The organism is Gilliamella sp. Gris3-2 (assembly GCF_001690345.1).
GTDB lineage: Bacteria > Pseudomonadota > Gammaproteobacteria > Enterobacterales > Orbaceae > Gilliamella > Gilliamella bombi.
Window position 1 is genome coordinate 1 of the sequence record NZ_LZHB01000020.1, and the last position, 21,544, is coordinate 21,544.

At 34.4% G+C, this 21,544-nt stretch carries 23 protein-coding genes and 1 pseudogene; 9 read left to right on the top strand and 15 right to left on the bottom strand.

Annotated elements, in window-relative coordinates:
• The 3 genes and pseudogenes from A9G32_RS03070 to A9G32_RS13530 form a co-directional block, all read right to left on the bottom strand.
• Positions 1-269 (bottom strand): IS3 family transposase (locus A9G32_RS03070; RefSeq protein ID WP_141672868.1); only part of this gene is annotated, 269 nt, incomplete at its 3' end.
• Between the two features lie 83 nt (positions 270-352).
• Entirely contained in the window at positions 353-652 is a 300-nt protein-coding gene (locus tag A9G32_RS03075; RefSeq protein WP_065589462.1) for an IS3 family transposase, read from the bottom strand.
• A gap of 80 nt (positions 653-732) precedes the next feature.
• Positions 733-864, bottom strand: a pseudogene (locus tag A9G32_RS13530) (IS3 family transposase); the annotation flags it as partial.
• Between the two features lie 464 nt (positions 865-1,328).
• On the opposite strand from A9G32_RS13530, the gene A9G32_RS12955 reads away from it, so the two are divergent.
• The 3 genes from A9G32_RS12955 (at position 1,329) to rarD (ending at position 4,638) form a co-directional block, all read left to right on the top strand.
• Entirely contained in the window at positions 1,329-1,505 is a 177-nt protein-coding gene (locus A9G32_RS12955; RefSeq protein ID WP_155266131.1) for a hypothetical protein, read from the top strand.
• A gap of 874 nt (positions 1,506-2,379) precedes the next feature.
• Positions 2,380-3,672, top strand: coding sequence for a serine--tRNA ligase (gene serS, locus A9G32_RS03085; protein WP_065589600.1), 1,293 nt, complete (start codon positions 2,380-2,382; stop codon positions 3,670-3,672).
• 69 nt (positions 3,673-3,741) lie between these two features.
• Positions 3,742-4,638, top strand: coding sequence for an EamA family transporter RarD (gene rarD / locus A9G32_RS03090; RefSeq protein ID WP_065589601.1), 897 nt, complete (start codon positions 3,742-3,744; stop codon positions 4,636-4,638).
• Positions 4,639-4,687: 49 nt separating this feature from the next.
• Here the strand turns inward: rarD and pflA are convergent, their stop codons facing one another.
• The 8 genes from pflA to A9G32_RS03130 all read right to left on the bottom strand — a co-directional run bounded on the left by pflA (position 4,688) and on the right by A9G32_RS03130 (position 13,499).
• The gene (gene pflA, locus A9G32_RS03095; RefSeq protein ID WP_218055817.1) at positions 4,688-5,467 is read right to left on the bottom strand and encodes a pyruvate formate lyase 1-activating protein; all 780 of its coding nucleotides are present in this window, start codon (positions 5,465-5,467) and stop codon (positions 4,688-4,690) included.
• 247 nt (positions 5,468-5,714) lie between these two features.
• The gene (pflB, locus tag A9G32_RS03100; RefSeq protein WP_034914636.1) at positions 5,715-7,997 is read right to left on the bottom strand and encodes a formate C-acetyltransferase; all 2,283 of its coding nucleotides are present in this window, start codon (positions 7,995-7,997) and stop codon (positions 5,715-5,717) included.
• A 67-nt stretch (positions 7,998-8,064) separates the two neighbouring features.
• On the bottom strand, positions 8,065-8,913 hold the full coding sequence (gene focA, locus A9G32_RS03105; RefSeq protein ID WP_081296722.1) for a formate transporter FocA: 849 nt from the start codon (positions 8,911-8,913) through the stop codon (positions 8,065-8,067).
• A 625-nt stretch (positions 8,914-9,538) separates the two neighbouring features.
• Positions 9,539-10,159 carry a hypothetical protein gene (locus tag A9G32_RS03110; RefSeq protein WP_065589602.1) on the bottom strand — a complete coding sequence of 207 codons (621 nt, stop codon included), beginning with the start codon at positions 10,157-10,159 and terminating at the stop codon, positions 9,539-9,541.
• A 36-nt stretch (positions 10,160-10,195) separates the two neighbouring features.
• The gene (locus A9G32_RS03115) at positions 10,196-11,044 is read right to left on the bottom strand and encodes an IS3 family transposase (protein WP_141672869.1); all 849 of its coding nucleotides are present in this window, start codon (positions 11,042-11,044) and stop codon (positions 10,196-10,198) included.
• Positions 11,032-11,331, bottom strand: a complete 300-nt coding sequence (locus A9G32_RS03120) for an IS3 family transposase (protein ID WP_065589149.1) — start codon at positions 11,329-11,331, stop codon at positions 11,032-11,034. The genes A9G32_RS03115 and A9G32_RS03120 overlap by 13 nt, the downstream gene beginning before the upstream one ends.
• Before the next feature lie 822 nt (positions 11,332-12,153).
• A complete protein-coding gene (gene mltC, locus A9G32_RS03125; RefSeq protein WP_065590378.1) occupies positions 12,154-13,221 on the bottom strand; it encodes a membrane-bound lytic murein transglycosylase MltC in 1,068 nt (355 codons plus the stop codon).
• A gap of 8 nt (positions 13,222-13,229) precedes the next feature.
• Positions 13,230-13,499: an oxidative damage protection protein gene (locus A9G32_RS03130; protein ID WP_034914624.1), complete on the bottom strand. Its 270-nt coding sequence runs from the start codon at positions 13,497-13,499 to the stop codon at positions 13,230-13,232.
• Between the two features lie 214 nt (positions 13,500-13,713).
• Between A9G32_RS03130 and argD the strand changes: the two genes are divergently transcribed.
• From argD to A9G32_RS03145, 3 genes are all read left to right on the top strand, one after another.
• Positions 13,714-14,925 (top strand): bifunctional acetylornithine/succinyldiaminopimelate transaminase, encoded by a 1,212-nt coding sequence (gene argD, locus A9G32_RS03135; RefSeq protein WP_065590379.1) that lies wholly within the window; start codon positions 13,714-13,716, stop codon positions 14,923-14,925.
• A gap of 65 nt (positions 14,926-14,990) precedes the next feature.
• Positions 14,991-15,602: a ribosome biogenesis GTP-binding protein YihA/YsxC gene (gene yihA / locus A9G32_RS03140; RefSeq protein ID WP_065590380.1), complete on the top strand. Its 612-nt coding sequence runs from the start codon at positions 14,991-14,993 to the stop codon at positions 15,600-15,602.
• 11 nt (positions 15,603-15,613) lie between these two features.
• Positions 15,614-16,600 carry a serine/threonine protein kinase gene (locus tag A9G32_RS03145; protein WP_065590381.1) on the top strand — a complete coding sequence of 329 codons (987 nt, stop codon included), beginning with the start codon at positions 15,614-15,616 and terminating at the stop codon, positions 16,598-16,600.
• A 12-nt stretch (positions 16,601-16,612) separates the two neighbouring features.
• On the opposite strand, the gene A9G32_RS03150 is transcribed toward A9G32_RS03145, so the two are convergent.
• A complete protein-coding gene (locus A9G32_RS03150; protein WP_065590382.1) occupies positions 16,613-16,906 on the bottom strand; it encodes a GIY-YIG nuclease family protein in 294 nt (97 codons plus the stop codon).
• A gap of 184 nt (positions 16,907-17,090) precedes the next feature.
• Here A9G32_RS03150 and A9G32_RS03155 point away from each other — a divergent pair, with 184 nt between their 5' ends.
• The 3 genes from A9G32_RS03155 to A9G32_RS03165 all read left to right on the top strand — a co-directional run bounded on the left by A9G32_RS03155 (position 17,091) and on the right by A9G32_RS03165 (position 18,728).
• On the top strand, positions 17,091-17,795 hold the full coding sequence (locus A9G32_RS03155; RefSeq protein WP_065590383.1) for a lipopolysaccharide core heptose(II) kinase RfaY: 705 nt from the start codon (positions 17,091-17,093) through the stop codon (positions 17,793-17,795).
• 433 nt (positions 17,796-18,228) lie between these two features.
• Positions 18,229-18,510, top strand: coding sequence for a hypothetical protein (locus A9G32_RS03160; RefSeq protein WP_065590384.1), 282 nt, complete (start codon positions 18,229-18,231; stop codon positions 18,508-18,510).
• Positions 18,507-18,728: a zeta toxin family protein gene (locus A9G32_RS03165; RefSeq protein ID WP_065590385.1), complete on the top strand. Its 222-nt coding sequence runs from the start codon at positions 18,507-18,509 to the stop codon at positions 18,726-18,728. Before A9G32_RS03160 ends, A9G32_RS03165 begins: the two co-directional genes overlap by 4 nt.
• 7 nt (positions 18,729-18,735) lie before the next feature.
• Here the strand turns inward: A9G32_RS03165 and yfbR are convergent, their stop codons facing one another.
• From yfbR to ftsZ, 3 genes are all read right to left on the bottom strand, one after another.
• Positions 18,736-19,323, bottom strand: a complete 588-nt coding sequence (yfbR, locus tag A9G32_RS03170) for a 5'-deoxynucleotidase (RefSeq protein WP_065590386.1) — start codon at positions 19,321-19,323, stop codon at positions 18,736-18,738.
• Positions 19,324-19,404: 81 nt separating this feature from the next.
• Positions 19,405-20,319 (bottom strand): UDP-3-O-acyl-N-acetylglucosamine deacetylase, encoded by a 915-nt coding sequence (gene lpxC / locus A9G32_RS03175; protein WP_065590387.1) that lies wholly within the window; start codon positions 20,317-20,319, stop codon positions 19,405-19,407.
• A gap of 69 nt (positions 20,320-20,388) precedes the next feature.
• The gene (gene ftsZ / locus A9G32_RS03180) at positions 20,389-21,528 is read right to left on the bottom strand and encodes a cell division protein FtsZ (protein ID WP_065590388.1); all 1,140 of its coding nucleotides are present in this window, start codon (positions 21,526-21,528) and stop codon (positions 20,389-20,391) included.
• Positions 21,529-21,544: the final 16 nt, after the last annotated feature.

The window sequence follows — 21,544 nt, forward strand, 5'->3', positions numbered from 1 at the left end:
TTTTTATCACCTACATCAAATTGTCGTTGCAGGTGATTTTCTGTGGCGGTTTCATTCACCTCCGTAGTGTGAGATTGATAACGTTTAACGGTGTATTTTGATACCAGCAATAAGGCTTTCATCACCCGAGCAATGTAACGGCGTGACACCCAAATATTCTCTTTCTGTAAATCAAATCGAATTCGTCTTGTACCATAAGACTGATAGCTCTGATTAAATAGCGTCACGATTTTATCGGCATAAAGCCCTACTGATTTTTGTCTATTCAATTTACACTGATAATAAGCATAATGTCTTGATAATCCTAAATATTGACATAGCTTTGTTATGCTATAACGATGCCGATTTGCTTTTAGGATAGCGATTTTCGTCCTATTATCAGTGCTGCTTGCTTTAAAATATCGTTTTCCATACGGAGTTGTTTAAGCTCTTTACGCAATGCGATTAACTCTTGTTCTTGTGGACTGCGATTATCTTTTGTTTTAAATGAGCCACTTTGGCTTGATTGCGTTATCCAACGGTCCAATGCTGATGGTGTCAAATCATATTCGGCAACGATTTCACTACGTGATTTACCATGTCGATAAAGACTGACCATTTGCTGTTTAAAATCATCTGTGAATGTTCGTCTTTTGCGTTTAATCTTATTCATATTTGTTCCTTTTTTAGTTGTGATAAGTTTACCTTACCCCTTAAAAAAGTTGTATGAATTAGTGTAGCCGATCCACAGGTAATTCTTCCCGCTGGTAAGCTTACTGCAATATCAATCTCTAACGCCTCACGATTAAAGCCATCGATGACATTGAATGTCCTAAAGCGACGTTGATTACAGCTACTATCACTCATAAAAACCATTAACCAACATTCACCTTTTTTATTAGAAATATGATAACTTTTCTGGTGTTCGAAATGAAATACGCTTCTATGTTTTATTCTGAGGTTAAGCCTTAACTCACAATATACTCGATAAACACGTCTATTTATCCATTTATAATCAAGCTATCAATTTACAGAATCATTACAATCCGATACTGAAATATTAAAAATTTGATTAATACTTTCCATAATTCTTTATATTCAATTTGATTTTTTTGATAAAAATCGACGATATCATCTACTACATTTTTACCAAAACATAACTTATCTTTTTCTTATTCTTTAAATAAATTTTGATTGGTAGTATATTATGATCGGTTTTACAGATCGATTAAATAGCGCACGATAGCTAAAACCTATATAAATTGATGTTACTGATCGTTGAAATCTTTCAAATATTTTTAAAAAGTAATAAGTTATAGTAAATTTAAATAATGAAAGGAGTGTAAATAATGTGCAAAAATATAAAGCAAAAAATTCTAAGAATTAAAGAATTAAAATCAAAAACAGGGCTACTCACAAAAAAAGAAATATTTGAACTAAATAGCTTAATAAAAGAACTTAAAGAATTGTTAAGGGTGAAATTACAAGAACAACAAGATATTGACTTTATTATTGATATTTATTAGTTTTTTTAGGAAACCTACTTACATCAACATCAACCCAAAAAACTAAAATACAATAAAACGAATAAAAAGGGGAACTAAAAGCTCCCCCCTTTATCATAACTATCCCCTAAAAAGTAGAAAATTGTCTATGACAAAAGTAAAAGAGAATTTGAATATGAAAAAGATGATAAGCACCAAATCGTACCGATATTAAAAAAGTTAAAGCACGTTTCTCAATTAAAGCGCTTTGCCTCAAATAAGATATGGGATATTCAACTTTTTATAAATGGAGGAAAAATACGATGATCTAGAAATTTCGGATATCAGATGTTTAAAAGAGTTAGAAGCGAAAAATCTCAAGCCTAAACGGATGTTTGCAAAATTACAGCTTCAAGAAGAAATCAGAACAAAAACGTGGACAAAATAGCTACAGCCTATTCAATCTATTTCAATTACCATGAGCTGTATATGTATATTGTGAGATTAATTCACTGTGCTTACTATTATCATCCTAAATAATCAAATAATCTGATGATTATATCGATATTAAGTAATTCGAAATTATATTATAACAACATCTTTATGCTTTTTATTTTCTTTTTATTCAAAGATAAACAGCCCTCTAGCCGATATTATGAAAAATATTTATTTGTATATGATTAATATATCAAAAAACAGCTTATCGTCTATCTATTTGAATAAATAATATTTTACTAGTTCCCTAAAGTTCTTCTGGTCGCCATTTCGGTTGAATCCCAATATAATTCTAGTATACTAAGCTAACAAATTTTAATATCGGTAAATTAATCTACTTTTTAATTTATATGTTCTGTTTTCTATAATAGAATAACGATAAAGTAGAAAGATATTCCCTAGTTAATAATGGACACTATTTATGTTGGACCCAAATTTACTCCGAAATGAATTGGATCTTGTCGCTAATAAATTAGCACGTCGAGGATTTAAATTAGATATTGATACGATTCGTCACTTAGAAGAAAAACGCAAAGTATTACAAGTTGAAACCGAGAACTTACAAGCCGAACGTAATGCTCGTTCAAAAGCAATTGGTGAAGCAAAAGCACGAGGCGAAGATATTACAGCTGTCCGTGAAGAAGTCAATAAACTTGGTGAAAAACTCAATAGCGCTAAAGCAGAGCTTGATATCCTACTAAGCAAAATTAAAGATATCGCTTCCACTATCCCAAATATTCCTGATGACTCTGTTCCTGATGGAAAAGATGAAAATGATAATGTTGAAATTTCACGCTTTGGCACACCAAGAAAATTTGATTTCCCAATTCAAGATCATGTTGCATTAGGAGAACGCTTTGGTGATCTTGACTTTGCAGCAGGGGTAAAACTCACAGGTGCACGTTTTGTGGTTATGAAATCACAAATCGCACGCTTACATCGTGCTATTACTCAATTCATGTTAGATTTACATACAGAACAGCATGGTTATGCCGAAATTTATGTACCGTATTTAGTCAATCAAGCAACACTTTTTGGAACAGGACAATTGCCAAAGTTTGCAGGTGACTTATTTCATACTAAACCGCTTGATGAAGAAGCTGAAAGCAGTAATTATGCATTAATTCCAACTGCCGAAGTGCCTGTAACTAATCTTGTGCGCGATGAAATCCTTGATGAAAGTGTATTACCATTAAAAATGACAGCACACACCCCTTGCTTCCGCTCTGAGGCTGGCTCTTATGGTAAAGACACTCGTGGCTTAATTCGTATGCATCAATTTGATAAAGTAGAATTAGTTCAAATTGTTAAGCCTGAAGAATCTATGGAAGCATTAGAAGAGTTAACCGCTCACGCAGAAAAAGTATTGCAATTACTTGAATTACCATATCGAAAAATTGCGTTATGTACTGGCGATATGGGCTTTGGTTCTTGTAAAACCTATGATCTTGAAGTGTGGGTACCAGCTCAAAATACTTACCGAGAAATTTCTTCTTGCTCAAATATGTGGGATTTCCAAGCTCGCCGTATGCAAGCTCGTTATCGTAATAAAGCTGATAATAAAACATATTTAGTACACACACTAAATGGTTCTGGTCTAGCTGTTGGACGTACCCTTGTTGCTATTATGGAAAACTATCAACAAGCAGATGGTTCAATTAAGGTTCCATCCGTTTTAGTACCTTATATGAATGGTATTGAGTTTATTAAATAACTCCCCATTCTCTTGCAGAGAATAGCGCTATCTATTAGCGCTATTTTTTTATTAATAAAGGTGAAAAAAATGATAAAAGGTGTAGCGCTTTCAATACTGGCATCATGTCTATTTGGGTTACTGTATTACTACCCAGTTTTGTTACACTCCTTATCTGTTGTTGATATTTTTTGTTGGCGATTACTAACTTCATTTCCTGCAATAGTTATATTAATCATTGCTGGAAAACAGTGGTCAGTTATAACTGCACTTTTTAGACGAATAAAACAACAACCACTTTTTTTATTAGGGTTATTATTTTCTTCTGTTTTGCTCACAATACAGATGATGATTTTTATTTGGGCACCACTTAACGGACATGGATTATCGGCATCGCTAGGTTATTTTTTATTGCCACTAGCAATGGTGATTTCTGGACAAATCTTTTATAAAGAAAAACTCAGCTTCTTGCAAAAAATAGCTGTTGCACTTGCAGTATTAGGCGTTGCCATTGAAATTTACATCACTGGTGCTTTCTCATGGGAAACCGCTGTTATTGCTTTGGGGTATCCAATCTACTTTATGACAAGGCGCAAATTGCGAATAGATGGCATTGTGGGCACCTTTTCTGACTTTTTCTTTATCTTCCTAGGGTGCCTTATATATTGTGCCTTAAATTATCGTTTAGACAAAATTATTAGTGATCTTTCTCATTTCCCGATTTACATACCAACCTTGGGGATCATCACGGCTATTGCTTTTGCAATCTATTTTGTTGCAAGTCGCTTACTGCCCATGGGATTATTTGGTTTATTAGGATATGTAGAGCCAGTACTACTAACAGTTATTTCTATACTGTTTTTGCATGAGAAAGTTTCATCGGAACATATTGTATCATATGGATTTATTTGGTTATCTGTCTGCATTCTAGCTTTTGAGGGTGGGATTTTTGTTATACGTGCAATAAAACGAAAAAGATTACAATAGATACAAAAGAGGCACAATTGAATGCGCCTCTTATCAAACAATCTATCAACTATTTACTAAATGTAACATAATGACCATAGCTTTCTAAAATACCTTGGATCCTATCAAGGGTTTCTCTTGGTGGAGCCTCAACGCCTTCCAACTTATATTTATCACCAATCGTATCCCATTTATAAGCACCTAGTTTATGATAAGCAAGTAATTCTACACGCTCAATATTATCCATTCCCTCAATAAATTTACCAAGCAGATGTGCTGAATTATCATCATCAGTCCACCCAGGAACAACAACATAACGTATCCAAGTTCGCTTATTAATTTTTTGCAAATATTTAGCAAATTCAAGAACTCGTTTATTTGGCACTCCAACTAATTTTTGATGAATTTCATCATTAACTTGCTTTAAATCAAGCATGACCAAATCTGTTACTTCTAAAAGTTCATCAACAACATGGTCGAGCTGCCTTGCATAACCATTAGTATCCAAACAAGTACTAATGCCTTCTTGATGACAAGCTCTAAACCATTGAGTAACAAACTCAGCTTGTAACGTAGCCTCACCGCCCGAAGCTGTCACACCACCACCATTAGGCATAATAAAACTTTTGTAAGAAACAATTTCTTTCATAAGCTCATCAACGGTGACCTCTCGGCCAGCTTTTAAATCCCATGTATCACGATTATGGCAATACAAGCAACGCATTAAGCAACCTTGAAAAAAAACAATAAAACGAATCCCTGGACCATCAACAGTACCAAAGGATTCAAAAGAGTGGATACGGCCTTTAATAGGCGAATTAGTTGTCATAATAATATTTTGTTGTTCCATAGATAATCTCGAATCATTGCTCATATGACTTTTTAATAATTTTAACTCCACTACCGTCAAACTTAAACCAATAGTATTAATCGTCACGAATTATATTTTGATTAATTATACTGGATAAATATCAACAATATTAAATTATTATCATCGTATTAATATTTAATTTAAAGATGGCAAAAATAATATTTGCACTGATAAAAAAATAGCGCCTTTAAAGACGCTATTTCGATTAAGTTAACAATTAACTAAATTACATTTTTTGTGTAAATGTACGGTTAATTACGTCATTTTGTTGTTCTTTAGTTAATGAGTTGAAACGCACTGCATATCCAGAAACACGAATAGTTAATTGTGGATATTTTTCAGGATGTTCCATCGCATCTAATAATGTATCACGATTTAATACATTAACATTTAGATGTTGACCACCTTCTACTGTAGCTTCGTGATGGAAATAACCATCCATTAAACCAGCTAAGTTGCGTTTACGCACATCATCATCTTTACCTAATGCATTTGGAACGATAGAGAAAGTATAAGAAATACCATCTTTAGCATAAGCAAATGGAAGTTTAGCAACAGATGTTAATGAAGCTACCGCACCTTTTTGGTCACGACCGTGCATTGGGTTAGCACCTGGTCCAAATGGCGCACCAGCACGACGTCCGTCTGGAGTATTACCTGTTTTCTTACCATAAACAACGTTTGATGTAATGGTTAATACAGATTGTGTAGGTGTTGCATTACGATAAGTTTTAAGTTTTTGAATTTTCTTCATAAAACGTTCAACTAAATCAACAGCGATATCATCAACTCGTGGATCGTTATTACCAAATTGTGGATATTCACCTTCAATTTCAAAGTCAGTAGCTAAACCATCTTCATCACGAATTGCTTTTACTTTTGCATACTTAATCGCAGAAAGAGAGTCAGCTGCAACTGAAAGACCAGCAATACCACATGCCATAGTACGAATAACATCACGATCATGAAGCGCCATTAATGATGCTTCATAGCTGTATTTATCGTGCATATAGTGAATAGCATTTAATGCAGTTACGTATTGTTTTGCTAACCAATCCATAAAGTGGTCTAAACGAGCAAACACTGTATCAAAATCTAAATATTCATCAGTGATTGGAGTCTCTTTAGGACCAACTTGCATTTTTAATTTTTCATCCACACCGCCGTTGATTGCGTATAGTAGAGTTTTAGCAAGGTTTGCACGCGCACCAAAGAATTGCATTTGTTTACCAACAATCATTGGGCTTACACAACATGCAATAGCATAGTCATCATTGTTAAAGTCAGGACGCATTAAATCATCATTTTCATATTGTAATGATGATGTATCGATAGATACTTTTGATGCGAACTCTTTAAATCCACTTGGTAATTTTTCAGACCAAAGGATTGTCATATTAGGTTCTGGAGATGGACCCATTGTATATAAAGTATTTAAGAAACGGAAAGAAGTCTTAGTAACTAATGTACGACCGTCAACACCCATACCAGCGATAGATTCAGTTGCCCAAATTGGGTCACCAGAGAATAATTCATCATATTCTGGCGTACGTAAGAAACGAACCATACGTAACTTCATAACAAAATGGTCAACAATTTCTTGAGCATCTTTTTCTGTAATTAAACCAGCTTCAAGATCGCGTTGGAAGTAAATATCAAAGAAAGTCGAAGTACGACCTAATGACATTGCAGCACCATTTTGTGATTTAACCGCAGCTAAATAACCAAAATATGTCCATTGAACTGCTTCTTGTGCAGTTTTTGCTGGGGCAGAAATATCGAAGCCGTATTTAGCTGCCATTTCTTTAATTTGGCCAAGTGCACGATGCTGTTCAGCAATTTCTTCACGACGTTGCATAATCATTGGAAGATCAACACCGTTTTCGAAATCAGCTTGTAGTGAATTGAATTGTGCAAATTTATCTTGCATTAAGTAGTCGATACCGTAGAGCGCAACACGACGGTAGTCACCAATAATACGACCACGGCCATAAGCATCAGGAAGACCTGTAATAACACCTGATTTACGACAACGAAGAATATCTGGAGTATAAATATCGAAAACACCTTGGTTATGAGTTTTACGATATTCAGTGAAGATTTTTTTGACTAAAGGATCAAGCGTTCTGTTATAAGCTTTACAAGAATTCTCGATCATTTTGATACCACCAAACGGAATAATTGCACGTTTTAATGGTTTTTCAGTTTGTAAGCCAACAATTTTTTCTAAATCTTTTTCAATATAACCTGCATCATGAGCAGTAATTGTCGAAATAACACTTGTATCAAAATCCACAGGGGCATGGGTAGCATTTTCAATTTTAATGCCTTCCATTACTTTATCCCATAACTTAGTTGTGGCTTCAGTTGCGCCAGCTAAGAAAGACTCATCGCCCTCATATGGCGTGTAGTTTTTTTGAATAAAATCGCGGACATTAACATTATTTTGCCAATCACCATCTTTAAATCCTTTCCAAGCTGCTGCTTGTACTTCGTTTAAATTACTCATAATTTTCACCTCAGGTTTACAAAAATAACTATTTACCCTATTACATATGAGGGTAAATATTATAAAATCAATGTGGCTTACGTAAATATAAAGCCCAATAAGGTAGTGCTACAGCTAAACCACCTAAAATATTCCCAATTGTAACTGGAATTAAATTTTTAAATACAAAATGCGATACAGTTAACTCTTTAAATGCATCTGCCGACACACCAACTGCTTGCCAAAACTCAGGGGACGCAAAGTTCTTAATCACAATACCCATAGGAATCATAAACATATTTGCAATACTATGCTCAAAACCGCTGGCGACAAACATTGCAACAGGTAAAACCATAATTAGCATTTTATCAAGTAAGCTACGACCAGCGTAACTCAACCAGGCGGCCAAACAGACCATTAGATTAGCTAGAAAGCCAAGACATACTGCCTCAATAAAGGTGTGATGTAATTTATGATCAGCGGTTTGTAAAATATTTAGTCCCCACAAACCATTGGCTACCATATACTGGCCTGAAAACCAAATAACTGTAACAAACAGTATAGCACCAATAAAGTTACCAACATAGACCAAAATCCAATTACGAATCATTTTAGTCCAGCCAATTTTATGGGTCATTTTAGGTAAAATGGTCAATACGGTTGAAGTAAATAAGTCAGAACCACAACAAACAACAAGCATAAGTCCTAAAGAGAAACAAATACCGCCGACTAATTTTGCCAAACCAAAAGCAACGGTTGCTGTTCCGGTTGTTACGGTAATATAAAATACAAAAGCGATAGAGATATAAACACCAGCAAGCATTGCGGATAAAATCGTACTACATGGGTGTTTGTTTACTTTGTAATTGCCAAGATCTTCAGCAATTTGGGTCATTTGTGCGGGAGAATATGAATCCACAAGTTTATTGGTACTCAAACTAACATCCTCAAAAAAACTAGGGTTTTATGAGACGCATAGTATACTCAAAATTTGAAGCAGATCACGTTTTTTTTATTAAAAAACTTTAAAACCACAAAAATCCCTCATTATTAAAGAGGTTACTTATAGTAAAAATAGTGAATTAAAATTTTTAGGAAGATTTATACCTAGTGGGGAGCTAATCTTATTTAGAATCAACCTATCGGACGTGATTAAAATTAGCCATATTAACTTTGCCGTGCTATAAGCGTATTTTTTGCTCTAAAATCGTTCAGGTAGACTATTGATTTTATTTAATTTTTTATTTTAAATGAAATCAAACACTTATAGAATAGTTTTTTTATTACACTGGATTCTGCTTTTTAAGAAAAGCGCTTTTGTTATTTAATAATAGCTATTTAATAATAACTTGTTAATAACAGCTAGTTAATAACAAAAGCGCAAGATTTTAATTTGTATCGATCAGAGCACTATTTTGGCTTTCAGTCATTAAAGCGCAAAGCTCGCAGGCTTTTCCTGCTCAATACCTAACGCCTCAGAGGCTTGGTTCTTTGTTATATTATCCTTTATTTGCACCATAAACTATTCCTGAGCCTAAGGATTAAGAAATAAACACTAAAATCTAAGGTGTGGTGCAAACAGCATAATACCCGAAGGTAGCACCCATGTGATTGCTATTGATGTAGCCAGTGTCCGAGTAGACATAGAACTGACGGTTAGGTATGGCGTTGATCGTCCAATAACCATAGTGGGAGTGAGTACTGTAAGCGAAATCCGCATTAGCGTAATGGGACATGTAGCCCCACTCCGTGAAAAATCCAGCTCCAATTCGACGCTGGTAATAATTTTCAGATGACGACGGCGTGGCACTAGAAATAGGAAAACTAGCTGTTCTGACTGCATTGGTTAAATCTCTTACCTGCGTAAGACGATACCCCAAACGACTACACCATGTTGTTTGAGCTGGGGCTGTATCATATTTACCTCCTCGGTTAACAAACCACTGCTTTAACTTAAATCCATATTTTACTACCTCATCACCAGTATTAATATCTCTACCCACTAACTCAAACGTCTGTGGTAACTGTGGCTTAGCAATTGGGTTAGGATGAGGATTGTACCATTGATTTCTTGCCTCTGGACCTGTTAGCTTAACACGAGCGACAACTTGTCCCTTATCTTCATCAGGGATCCACTTATCATTAGCTACAACATTTGTCACTGTCGCAGTGATGCCCCCCAAAGTAATGGGTTCCCATGTTGGAATGGCAACACATTTTCAAACAAAAAAATTAAGGGGTAAGTGTTTTTTAAATTCAACGGGAGGCAAGTAGCCTAACGAAGAATGTAATCGTTTATGATTATACCAATAAGCATAAGCCGAAAAAGCGCGTTGTAACTCAGCCGTTGAGTTGAAACGTTGGCCTTTTACAAATTCCGTTTTAATTGTTTTAAATGTCGCTTCCGCTACCGCATTGTCATATGGACACCCTTTCTTGCTTAATGAATGCGTGATATTAAATGTCTTAAAACACGCCTCTAATAACCGATTATCAAACTCTTTACCGCGGTCTGAATGAAATAAATCTAATTTTGATAATGGTTGTTTAATTTGGCTTAATGCCGACATAACAAGCTCTGCTGTTTTATGTTGACCAACATGGTAACCGACAATTTGCCTATCGGATAAGTTCACTAAAACACATAAATAGTTCCAACGTTGCTTAACTTGAATATAGGTTAAATCCGCAACAACAATTTGTTTTTTATCACCTACATCAAATTGTCGTTGCAGGTGATTTTCTGTGGCGGTTTCATTCACTTCCGTAGTGTGAGATTGATAACGTTTAACGGTGTATTTTGATACCAGCAATAAGGCTTTCATCACCCGAGCAATGTAACGGCGTGACACCCAAATATTCTCTTTCTGTAAATCAAATCGAATTCGTCTTGTACCATAAGAATGATAGCTCTGATTAAATAGCGTCACGATTTTATCGGCATAAAGCCCTACTGATTTTTGTCTATTCAATTTACACTGATAATAAGCATAATGTCTTGATAATACTAAATATTGACATAGCTTTGTTATGCTATAACGATGCCGATTTGCTTTTAGGATAGCGATTTTCGTCCTATTATCAGTGCTGCTTGCTTTAAAATATCGTTTTCCATACGGAGTTGTTTAAGCTCTTTACGCAACGCGATTAACTCTTGTTCTTGTGGACTGCGATTATCTTTTGTTTTAAATGAACCACTTTGGCTTGCTTGCGTTATCCAACGGTCCAATGCTGATGGTGTCAAATCATATTCGGCAACGATTTCACTACGTGATTTACCATGTCGATAAAGACTGACCATTTGCTGTTTAAAATCATCTGTGAATGTTCGTCTTTTGCGTTTAATCTTATTCATATTTGTTCCTTTTTTAGTTGTGATAAGTTTACCTTACCCCTTAAAAAAGTTGTATGATTTAGTGTAGCCGATCCAAGCCCGTACCCACATGTAGATTCGGCCTTGCATAATTGATAACTGGCGACGGTATTATTATTGCATCACTACGATTACCCGCTCGAGCCTTTTTACCATTCGCCTGAACATTCCATGACTATGACAATAATAACAGTGCTAATACTAGCAAAGCTGTTTTAGGTGATTTGAGCGGTAATTTCGATAATTCGTTGAGAAATAATTTGGAAGGTATAAATGAGCTTAGTGTAAAAACACGTCGAATAAGATTATTTAATAAATTTAAGACATAGGTTTGCCAGTGCTGGTGTCTGGTGTCTGGTGTCTAAAATGATAATGCATTATGGTTTACCTGTCAAGTAATTATTTGTTTTATTTGAATTTTTATTATTTTCCGATTATTTAAAAAGCTTGCTTTCCTATAGCGGTTAAAGTATAACCATTTAAAAAATTGTTGGCTAGTTTTTTGGCGGATTTTTTTGTAAAGAAATGTAAAGATGAAAATCATTCACTTTATAGATAAGTAAATTTTTAATTAAAATAATTCTTTAAAAACTGTTAGAGTGTTTTACCCACAATCGCTTAGACTTTTGTTTATTACCTTTTGTTAGTTAGCTTCTGAATCGCTAGATGTTGACTGATTATGTTGTGTTATCTTTAAACAACCATTAAATCCATTTTGCTTTATCATTCGTTTATGAGCTGGTAAATGATATATTTCCTCATCATTACTTATGAATGATGAGGAAATATTTATTTTTTTATAACTTATTTATTATCTAAGATTCTATTGACTTTTATTAGATAATTACGTGACTCTTGCGAAACGTGAGAAGTGACAAGTTTTCGATAAACCTGTTGTGGTGTCATTGAGTTTATGATGTTGATAGCTTCATTGCGATCGTTAGAAAACGTACGCAACACACTTCCTACTCCTCCATTATAAGATGTGATCACGGCGTATCTTAACGAAATTGGGTTATTAATGCCTGCTAAGTATTTCGTTTTTAATAAAGATAAATAAGCTGTACCTATATCAACATTATTACGCGGATCGAGTAAGAATTTTCGACTTGGTTCACCCGATTTGCCTTGTAATTTGAAAATATCACGCCCAGCGGTGTGTTGTTGTACTTGCATTAGTCCAAGCGCATCAGTACGGCTGACAGCATATGGGTTAAATGCAGATTCAACTTCCATAATGGCTAAGATCAAGCGTTCATCAATAAAATAACGATTAGAAGCTTCAGCTACTATTGGTAAGAATTTTCTGGCACGTTGATTTATGTGGTTAGGAACAAGTTTAATTTCAACATAAGTAATTTTATAAGAACCAGACCAGCGAGTTTTTATATTATTGCTAAGCAGATAATCAGCAAAACTATTGGCTCTGCCACTCCAACGAATCGGTTGATGCTCTTGATCTAATACCTGATTGTATAGAAATGGTTCTTGAGATAAGTCTCGACTGATTTTGTCATGTCGTATAATGTCAACTGGCTCTGACATAAGTAATGTCGAAACTATCGCTTCTTTTAGGTTTTCTATTGGTGATTCTGCCATCGTTTCAATAGTAATCACACCAGAAACAAAGTTAATATGGACACGCGTTTTTAAATTATCTTCATATTGAACATAATCTTTAGGCCCTGCAATAAGGACTTCTTTCGGACCCCAAATTTCTTCAATGTTATTAGCATATTGACTAATTAAGATATTAAAAGCATTAGTATCTTTAACATAATTGTTTTCATTTTTTTTTGAATTCGTACTAGGGCAACCTGTTAGAAGAGTTACAGAAATAATTAACGCGATGATTTTTTTATTTTTTTTCATTTTACATCTCAATTTTGCGGTTTATATCCATCAATAACAACTTCTTCGCCTTCAAATAGAAATTTGATCATTTCAGCTTCAATTTTTTTTCGGTGTTCTAGATTCATCATATTGAGTTTATGTTCGTTAATGAGCATTGTTTGTTTTTTGAGCCATTCTTGCCATGCCTGTTTGGATATTTCGTTAAAAATACGTTTTCCAATCTCCCCTGGATAAAGTTGAAAATCTAATCCCTCTGCTTCTTTTTTTAAATAATGGCAATAAACGACACGGCTCATTTTTATCTCTTTTAAGTACACTTAACGAATAGTGGCTAATTATACCTGAAAATAATTATAGATAAGAAGAAAATTATTATATTAATTTTAAATTGAATTCACCTTTAATAAGTGAATATTAATTTAAAATATTTGAATAATTATTTACTTTACACCGCAATTAGTTTGATTAAAATGATAGGAACTAGTTAATAAAATAAATAAGGATTAAACAATGCAGCCAAAAATCACACGTGAACTTTTTGATAAAGTTATTTTACCTATTTATGCACCAGCAAAATTTATCCCCGTAAAGGGTAAAGGGAGTCGTGTTTGGGATCAAAATGGTGAAGAATATATTGATTTTGCAGGTGGCATCGCTGTAAATGCGCTTGGGCATTGTCATCCAAGATTAGTTAAAGCATTACATGAACAAAGTGAAAAGTTATGGCATGTAAGTAATGTTTTTACTAATGAGCCGGCTTTAAATCTTGCTCAAAAACTTATCGATAATACGTTTGCTGAACGTGTTTTTTTTGCAAATTCTGGTGCCGAAGCTAATGAAGCTGCGTTTAAATTAGCTCGTCATTACGCAATACATAAATACAATCCTTATAAGACTAAAATTATTGCTTTTTATCAATCTTTTCATGGGCGTACATTTTTTACCGTCTCTGTTGGTGGTCAGGCTAAGTATTCGGATGGTTTTGGTCCAAAACCAGCTGATATTATTCATGTTCCTTTTAATGATCTTGATGCAGTTAAAGCCGTAATGGATGATCATACTTGTGCGGTTGTACTAGAGCCTGTGCAAGGTGAAGGTGGATTAACTTCAGCCACACCCGAATTTTTACAAGGTTTGCGTGAGCTATGTGATGAATATAAAGCGTTACTGGTGTTCGATGAAGTGCAATGTGGAATGGGTCGAACAGGCAGTTTATTTACTTATCAACAATATGATGTAAAGCCAGATATTTTAACCTCAGCTAAAGCACTGGGCGGTGGATTTCCTATTAGTGCTATGTTAACAACAGACGAAATTGCTTCAGTTATGCATCCCGGTGTACATGGTACAACTTATGGTGGTAACCCTTTAGCTTGTGCTGTGGGTTGCGAGGCTTTTGATATTATTAATTCTCCTGAAATACTTGAAAGTGTGCAAAAACGACGTGCTGTATTTATTGAGCAATTAGAAAAAATTAATGATAAATTTAAATTATTCCGAGAGTATCGTGGAAAGGGGTTATTGTTAGGCGTAGAATTACAACCCAAATTTCACAATAAAGCTCGTGATTTTTTGAACGTAGCAACTGAATTTAAAGTAATGATTTTAAATGCTGGATCTAATGTTTTGCGCTTTACCCCATCACTAATTATTTCTGAAGATGAAATTAAAGAAGGTATGACTCGATTTGCGAAAGCTGTGGAAAAAGTTGTCAATTCTTAAGTTTTTCTATACAGTAACGGCATTTTAGTCAATTAAATGCCGTTGCATTTAAAGGATACTTATTTATGACCAATATTCACCCATTAAATTATGCTAAAACTCATTTTATTTTGAGTGCACCTGATATTTCTCATCTACCTGTTGATAGTGGTGTTGAAATTGCTTTTGCTGGTCGTTCTAACGCTGGTAAATCAAGCGCACTTAATACATTAACCAATCAAAAAGGGCTTGCTAGAACGAGTAAAACGCCAGGTCGAACCCAACTTATTAATCTTTTCGAAGTTGAAGAAAATTGCCGTTTAGTAGATTTACCCGGTTATGGCTATGCTCAAGTGCCAGAGGCGATAAAGCGTAAATGGCAAAAAGCATTAGGCGAATATCTGCAAAAACGTGAAAGTTTAAAAGGTTTGGTTGTATTGATGGATATTAGACATCCGTTAAAAGATTTAGATCAACAGATGATTGAGTGGGCGGTTTCAGTTGATATCCCTATTATGTTACTGCTTACTAAAGCTGATAAATTAGCTTCTGGCGCTCAAAAAAAACAAGTTAATATGGTGAAAGAAGCCATTTTACCTTTTCAAGGAGATATTACTGTTGCTCCTTTTTCATCACCTAAGCGTATTGGACTTGAAGCTTTAAAACAAAAATTAGATGAATGGTTTAGTTTGCAATAAAGGATCATTCAATGAATAGTTCAACATTTTCGTTTCAATCTTTATCACCTGATTTAATTATTGATAGCCTATCTTCAATAGGATTGAGTATAGATTCTGGTTTGACTGTGTTAAATAGTTATGAAAATCGTGTTTATCAATTTCAAGATGAAGATCATAAACGTTATGTAGCTAAGTTTTATCGACCAAATCGTTGGAATCGCCAGCAAATTCTTGAAGAACATCAGTTTACTAAGCAATTAGCTGATGCTGAGGCTCCCGTTATTACGCCATTAACATTTAATAATACGACACTACACGAATATCAAGGTTATCTGTTTACGTTGTTTGCTAGTGTTGGAGGACGACAATATGAGATGGATAATATCGAGCAAATGGAATCTGTGGGTATGTTGCTTGGTCGTATCCACCAAATTGGTGCTAAGCAGACATTTTTACATCGTCCAACTATTGGATTAGAAGAGTATCTTTATCGGCCACAAGATATCTTGCTATCTAGCGCTTATATTTCTAAGAAAGTTCAAACTGACCTTAAAGATATTTTAGCCCAGTTAATAAAAACTGTTGAACAGCATTGGCATAACGATTGGCAGCCTATTCGATTACATGCCGATTGCCATGCGGGTAATATTTTATGGCGCGATAATGCAATGTTTGTTGATTTTGATGATTCTCGTAATGGCCCTGCAATTCAAGATCTGTGGATGTTACTACATGGTGAGCGTAAACAGCAACGTTTACAGTTGGGTTTATTGATTGAAATGTATCAGGAGTTTTGTGATTTTGATCATCATCAATTAAAGCTTATCGAACCTTTAAGAGCGATGAGAATGGTTCATCATTTAGCATGGATTTTAGAGCGTTGGCAAGATCCTGCTTTTCCTATCGCCTTTCCATGGATTACTGATGAGGTTTTTTGGCGTCAACAATTAACTGAGTTTAATAAGCAAATTGATGCAATTAAAGCTCCTGCAATACAGTTAATGCCAATGATGTGAATATAAAGCGTATTAATTGAGTAGTTTTAATAATTCGTTTAAATTAGGTTGGTTTGTGACTAACTTCTCTTTTTTTTGTTTAGAAAGCTGTTTTATTCGGTACTCAAGCCTGAGCGCCATCGATCTGTCACCAATATAGATTTGGTACACAATAGTTAAATCTTTTTGCCCTTTTAGATGCTTTGCTCCTTGGTTGGTTTGATGTTGGTGAAGCCTTCTTTCCACATTTGTTGTAATACCAGTATAGAGTGATTTTTTTGCTGTTCTAATAATATATAAAAACCATTCGGATGGGCTATTAGACATAACTAACCAATAATATAAATTCAATTATTTAACCATAATATCATTTTAATGGCATAGCAAATATTCATCACTTTTTAATTAATATTATTCGTACTACTAGTTAAACGTTACTGTTTCATTTACTTTAACACAGATAATGTTTAAGATAAGTCAATTTTTTTGATGTATTCTGGGATAATAAAATTTGAATAACTTTGCAAAAATTATTGAAGTTCAACGTGGCGATATGAAGTTCGCCTATGTGCAAAATGACGAAATCAATTATTTAGAACTTTTTGACCAATTTTTGGCAGAAGAAGGACATCATGAATTACTCGATCCTAGCGATAAATTAGAACGATATACTTATTTAATCGATCATAATGAATCAAAATTTATTTTTAAAATTGATGGCGGTGTTGAGCATCGTTTAGAGCGTCGTTTAATCGCCAAAATTACAGGCGACTTTTATTTCAATTTAATTCGTAAACTCGCCAAAATATCACTTGATAATGCCGATATTGCTTATGAACTGTATTTGGTTGCTTTCGATCAAAAAACTAAACGCCATTATATGATTTTTAACTTTATCGAAGGGCGCTCTTTAAAGTGGGAAGAAATGAAAGAGTATGGCGAGCAAGTTAAAAACTGTATTGAAAAACTGCACAGTTATAATTTAGTATCTAATGATATTCATGGCGGAAATTTTATCTTAACGCCTGAAGGAAAAATCAAGGCCATCGATTTAACGAACTCAGGATTTATTTGGCTAACTAAAGCCAATGACGCAATCGAGTTGAAAGAACGCTTTGATATCAAAATTAAGGTTCCTTTTTTTGCAATGGCAATTAAAAAGTTTACTCATGGGTTTAAACGATTGTCTCGGAAGATCCGAGGGAAAGAAGATTAATTATTCTACCATTGTGAGAGTTTGTTGATCCTGTAAAGGTTCGAGTGATTATTATTCAGTATAATCGTAATTTTTTAATTAGTGATATCGTGAATTAGTTTCGTTATCACGTATATCACTAAAAAATATCTCGATTAGTTAGAGGAAATTGACGAGCTTAAAAGCCATTTAACTTGTATCTGACATAAAATACATTTATTATAACTAGAGTAAAAACCTTTTTATTATCACAGAATTTAATATTCTGAAAAAGTATGTATTTTTTATTAATAATCTATAATAGAAATAAAAAATGTTTAAGTGGGTAGCTACCTTTTAGGCCATGCCTACTTTAGTATGCCCACCACCATTGGTATGGTAATTTTGACTTTTTTCTTTATGTCTATGATCCATTTCGGCGCACTCGATTTATAACGATGAATAAGGAAACATCATGAAAACACTTGATCCCAGCGTTTACCCTTGGATTGACGCAGCAAAACAGGCGGTTAAACGAGAAAAAATCAAGTTTTGCCACTACTTCAGCTCAATTAAAGAAACAGGCGACCAAGCCGCTTATCCTCTCTATATAAAGGCTCTACAAGATTTATATGAAGTTGGAATTATCCCCCCAAGTACAGCAGATATAGACGAACTCAAAGCCATTGCGGCTGGTAATTTTCACCCGAAATTTAATGAAGTATTTCCTGATGTAGTATTTTCAGAAGATGATTGACTATTTATTTTATGGCTAATAAATTTATTCTTCCCAAAGATAAGCATGACAGAATTTTCGAGAATGCAATCAAAAATGAATATCTGAGATTTGTTAAACCTTCAAATAACCCTGAAGTAATTTTACTCGGCGGACAGGTCGGCTCAGGCAAATCAACAGTAAGAAATGAATACGCCAAAAACAATTTCTTGGTTATTGATACCGATGCTTATAAATAAACTAATTTTACATGGTTATTTCATCTAGTGATAAACTAAAGCTTGGAACAAAAACATCTAAGAAGTAATTCATTTCAGGACTGTTACGTTCAGATAAAGTCTTTTTTAAACGTTGTTCTGCTAATTTAAACTCATTATTGCCCGCACTGAGCTCTTCAATCGTTTTAAGGTAAGCGCATAATGCATCAGCTTGTTTTACAATACTTTTCTCGATTTCGTCATAAAAATCATCATCAATTAATGTTCTAAAATCATCTTGTAACTCTTTAGGAAGCATATTGATAAGTTTATGCTGTGCTATTTTTTCAATCTTTTTATATTCAACCGTTATTTGTGGATTGTAATACTTTGTTGGTGTTGGTAGATCGCCAGTTATCACTTCCGAAACGTCGTGGTACATTGCCAGCAATGCAATTCTTTCTGGATTAACATTTCCATTAAATTTCTTGTTTTTAATTATTGCTAAGGCATGTGCAACGAAAGCAACCTGTAAACTATGCTCCGATACATTTTCAGTTCTTACATTACGCATTAAAGGCCAACGATTAATAAGTTTTAATCGTGATAAATGAGCAAAAAAATGACTGTTATTCATACATTATCCCTTTAATATAAAATAAAAACGCTCCTATTAAAAACAGGAGCGTCTATAATATAAAACAATATTACTTATATTTTATGCAAAAATAAGCTGTTGAGTACCCAATGCAAGTGGCACGACTTGCTCTTCTGTAAATGTGATATATTCCCATGCATTTTGTTTTGCTAGCAATGCTTGCAATAATCGATTATTCAATGCATGACCTGATTTATAACAAACAACTTCACCAATCATATTGTGACCGCTCATATATAAATCACCGATAGTATCAAGCATTTTGTGACGCACAAACTCATCTTCAAAACGTAAACCATCTTCATTAAGCACTTTATAATCATCAACAACAATTGCACAATCTAAACTACCACCAAGACATAAGCCTTTAGATTGTAATGCTTCAATATCACGCATAAAGCCAAATGTTCTAGCACGACTGATTTGACGAATAAATGATTCAGACGAAAAATCTAGTTGATAACGTTGTAAACTATTGTCGATAGCTGGATGTTGAAAATCAATAGTGAAATCTAGCTTAAAACCACTATAAGGTCTTACTTCAGCCCATTTATCACCATTTTCAACTCGAACTGTTTCTTTTACACACAAAAACTTTTTAAGTGCATTTTGTTCAGCAATACCAGCATCAAGCAATAAATAAACAAACGGACTTGCACTACCATCCATAATTGGTATTTCAGGGGCATTAACTTCAATAATAATATTATCAATACCAAGCCCTGCTAATGCAGCATTAATATGTTCAACTGTAGAAATACGAACATTGTCTTCATTTATTAAACAAGTACAAAGCATTGTATCACGCACAGACTTCGCATCCACAGGAAAATCTACATATGGATTTAAATCAGTACGACGGTAAATTATACCTGTATTTTCAGGCGCAGGACGTAATGTCAAAGTAACTTTTTTGCCAGTATGTAAACCAACACCAGTTGCTTGAATAGTCTTTTTTAATGTTCTTTGTTTCACTTTGCACCTACTTTTTTATTTGCTCTTACCGATTTTGACAATAAAAAATCAAATAAGTTCAACTTTACTTTAATTCGCTTGCTTCCGTATGAAAGCTGGAATATCTAAAATCTTATGTTCTTCAAGAGGAGAAGCTATTGGTTCATTAACAACCTTAGCTAATTTATCTTCTTGTTGTCCCAAAGGATTGCTTCGACTAAATAGATCATTGTGTGATGCTGATTTAGATATTTTAACTTCTGGACGTTTATCCATACCAATACCCGTTGCAACCACTGTTACTCGAATTTCATCAGATATATCTGGATCAAAAGTTGAACCAACAACAACCGTAGCATTATCAGAAGCAAATGCTTTAACTGTGTTACCGACTGTTTCAAATTCTTCTAAACCAATATCAAATCCAGATGTTACGTTAACTAATACGCCTCGAGCGCCAGATAAATCAATATCTTCAAGTAATGGGCTAGAAATTGCCATTTCTGCGGCTTCTTCAGCTCGATTATCACCACTAGCTCGACCAGATCCCATCATAGCATATCCCATTTCAGACATCACTGTTCTAACATCAGCAAAATCGACATTGATAAGACCAGGTTTAGTAATCAGCTCAGCGATCCCTTGTACTGCACCTTTTAAAACACCATTAGCTGCAGCAAAAGCATCAAGTAATTTAACACCACGACCTAATACTTTTAATAATTTATCATTCGGAATAGTAATTAGTGAATCAACATGTTTTGCCAACTCAGAAATACCTTGCTCAGCAAAAGCCATACGCTTTTTACCTTCAAAACCAAAAGGTTTAGTAACAACTGCAACAGTTAGAATTCCTAATTCTTTTGCTATTTCTGCAACAACAGGAGCTGCACCCGTTCCAGTGCCACCACCCATTCCTGCTGCGATAAAAACCATGTCGGCTCCTTCGATAGCACTACGAATGACATCTCGATCTTCCTCAGCTGAATTTCTACCGACTTCTGGATTAGCACCTGCACCAAGCCCTTTAGTAACATTAGTCCCGATTTGGATAGTTTGACCTACCTTAATTCTTTTTAAGGCTTGCGCATCTGTATTTGCTGCAAAAAATTCAACGCCTTCAATATGTTCAGCAATCATATGCTCGACAGCATTACCGCCGCCACCACCTACACCAATAACTTTAATGACTGCTGCTGGTTCATCATCTGCAACCATAGGTTCAAACATAACTTATCTCCAAATT

Excerpts from the sequence above, each read along its gene's own strand:
- mltC (WP_065590378.1), bottom strand. The coding sequence starts at position 13,221 with ATGAAAAAAAATAAAAAAATCATCGCGTTAATTATTTCTGTAACTCTT.
- A9G32_RS03130 (WP_034914624.1), bottom strand. The coding sequence starts at position 13,499 with ATGAGCCGTGTCGTTTATTGCCATTATTTAAAAAAAGAAGCAGAGGGA.
- A9G32_RS03120 (WP_065589149.1), bottom strand. The coding sequence starts at position 11,331 with ATGAATAAGATTAAACGCAAAAGACGAACATTCACAGATGATTTTAAA.
- pflB (WP_034914636.1), bottom strand. The coding sequence starts at position 7,997 with ATGAGTAATTTAAACGAAGTACAAGCAGCAGCTTGGAAAGGATTTAAA.
- pflA (WP_218055817.1), bottom strand. The coding sequence starts at position 5,467 with ATGGAACAACAAAATATTATTATGACAACTAATTCGCCTATTAAAGGC.
- A9G32_RS03160 (WP_065590384.1), top strand. The coding sequence starts at position 18,229 with ATGAAAACACTTGATCCCAGCGTTTACCCTTGGATTGACGCAGCAAAA.
- yihA (WP_065590380.1), top strand. The coding sequence starts at position 14,991 with ATGACCAATATTCACCCATTAAATTATGCTAAAACTCATTTTATTTTG.
- serS (WP_065589600.1), top strand. The coding sequence starts at position 2,380 with ATGTTGGACCCAAATTTACTCCGAAATGAATTGGATCTTGTCGCTAAT.
- A9G32_RS03150 (WP_065590382.1), bottom strand. The coding sequence starts at position 16,906 with ATGTCTAATAGCCCATCCGAATGGTTTTTATATATTATTAGAACAGCA.
- rarD (WP_065589601.1), top strand. The coding sequence starts at position 3,742 with ATGATAAAAGGTGTAGCGCTTTCAATACTGGCATCATGTCTATTTGGG.
- ftsZ (WP_065590388.1), bottom strand. The coding sequence starts at position 21,528 with ATGTTTGAACCTATGGTTGCAGATGATGAACCAGCAGCAGTCATTAAA.
- A9G32_RS03075 (WP_065589462.1), bottom strand. The coding sequence starts at position 652 with ATGAATAAGATTAAACGCAAAAGACGAACATTCACAGATGATTTTAAA.
- argD (WP_065590379.1), top strand. The coding sequence starts at position 13,714 with ATGCAGCCAAAAATCACACGTGAACTTTTTGATAAAGTTATTTTACCT.
- A9G32_RS12955 (WP_155266131.1), top strand. The coding sequence starts at position 1,329 with ATGTGCAAAAATATAAAGCAAAAAATTCTAAGAATTAAAGAATTAAAA.
- A9G32_RS03145 (WP_065590381.1), top strand. The coding sequence starts at position 15,614 with ATGAATAGTTCAACATTTTCGTTTCAATCTTTATCACCTGATTTAATT.
- yfbR (WP_065590386.1), bottom strand. The coding sequence starts at position 19,323 with ATGAATAACAGTCATTTTTTTGCTCATTTATCACGATTAAAACTTATT.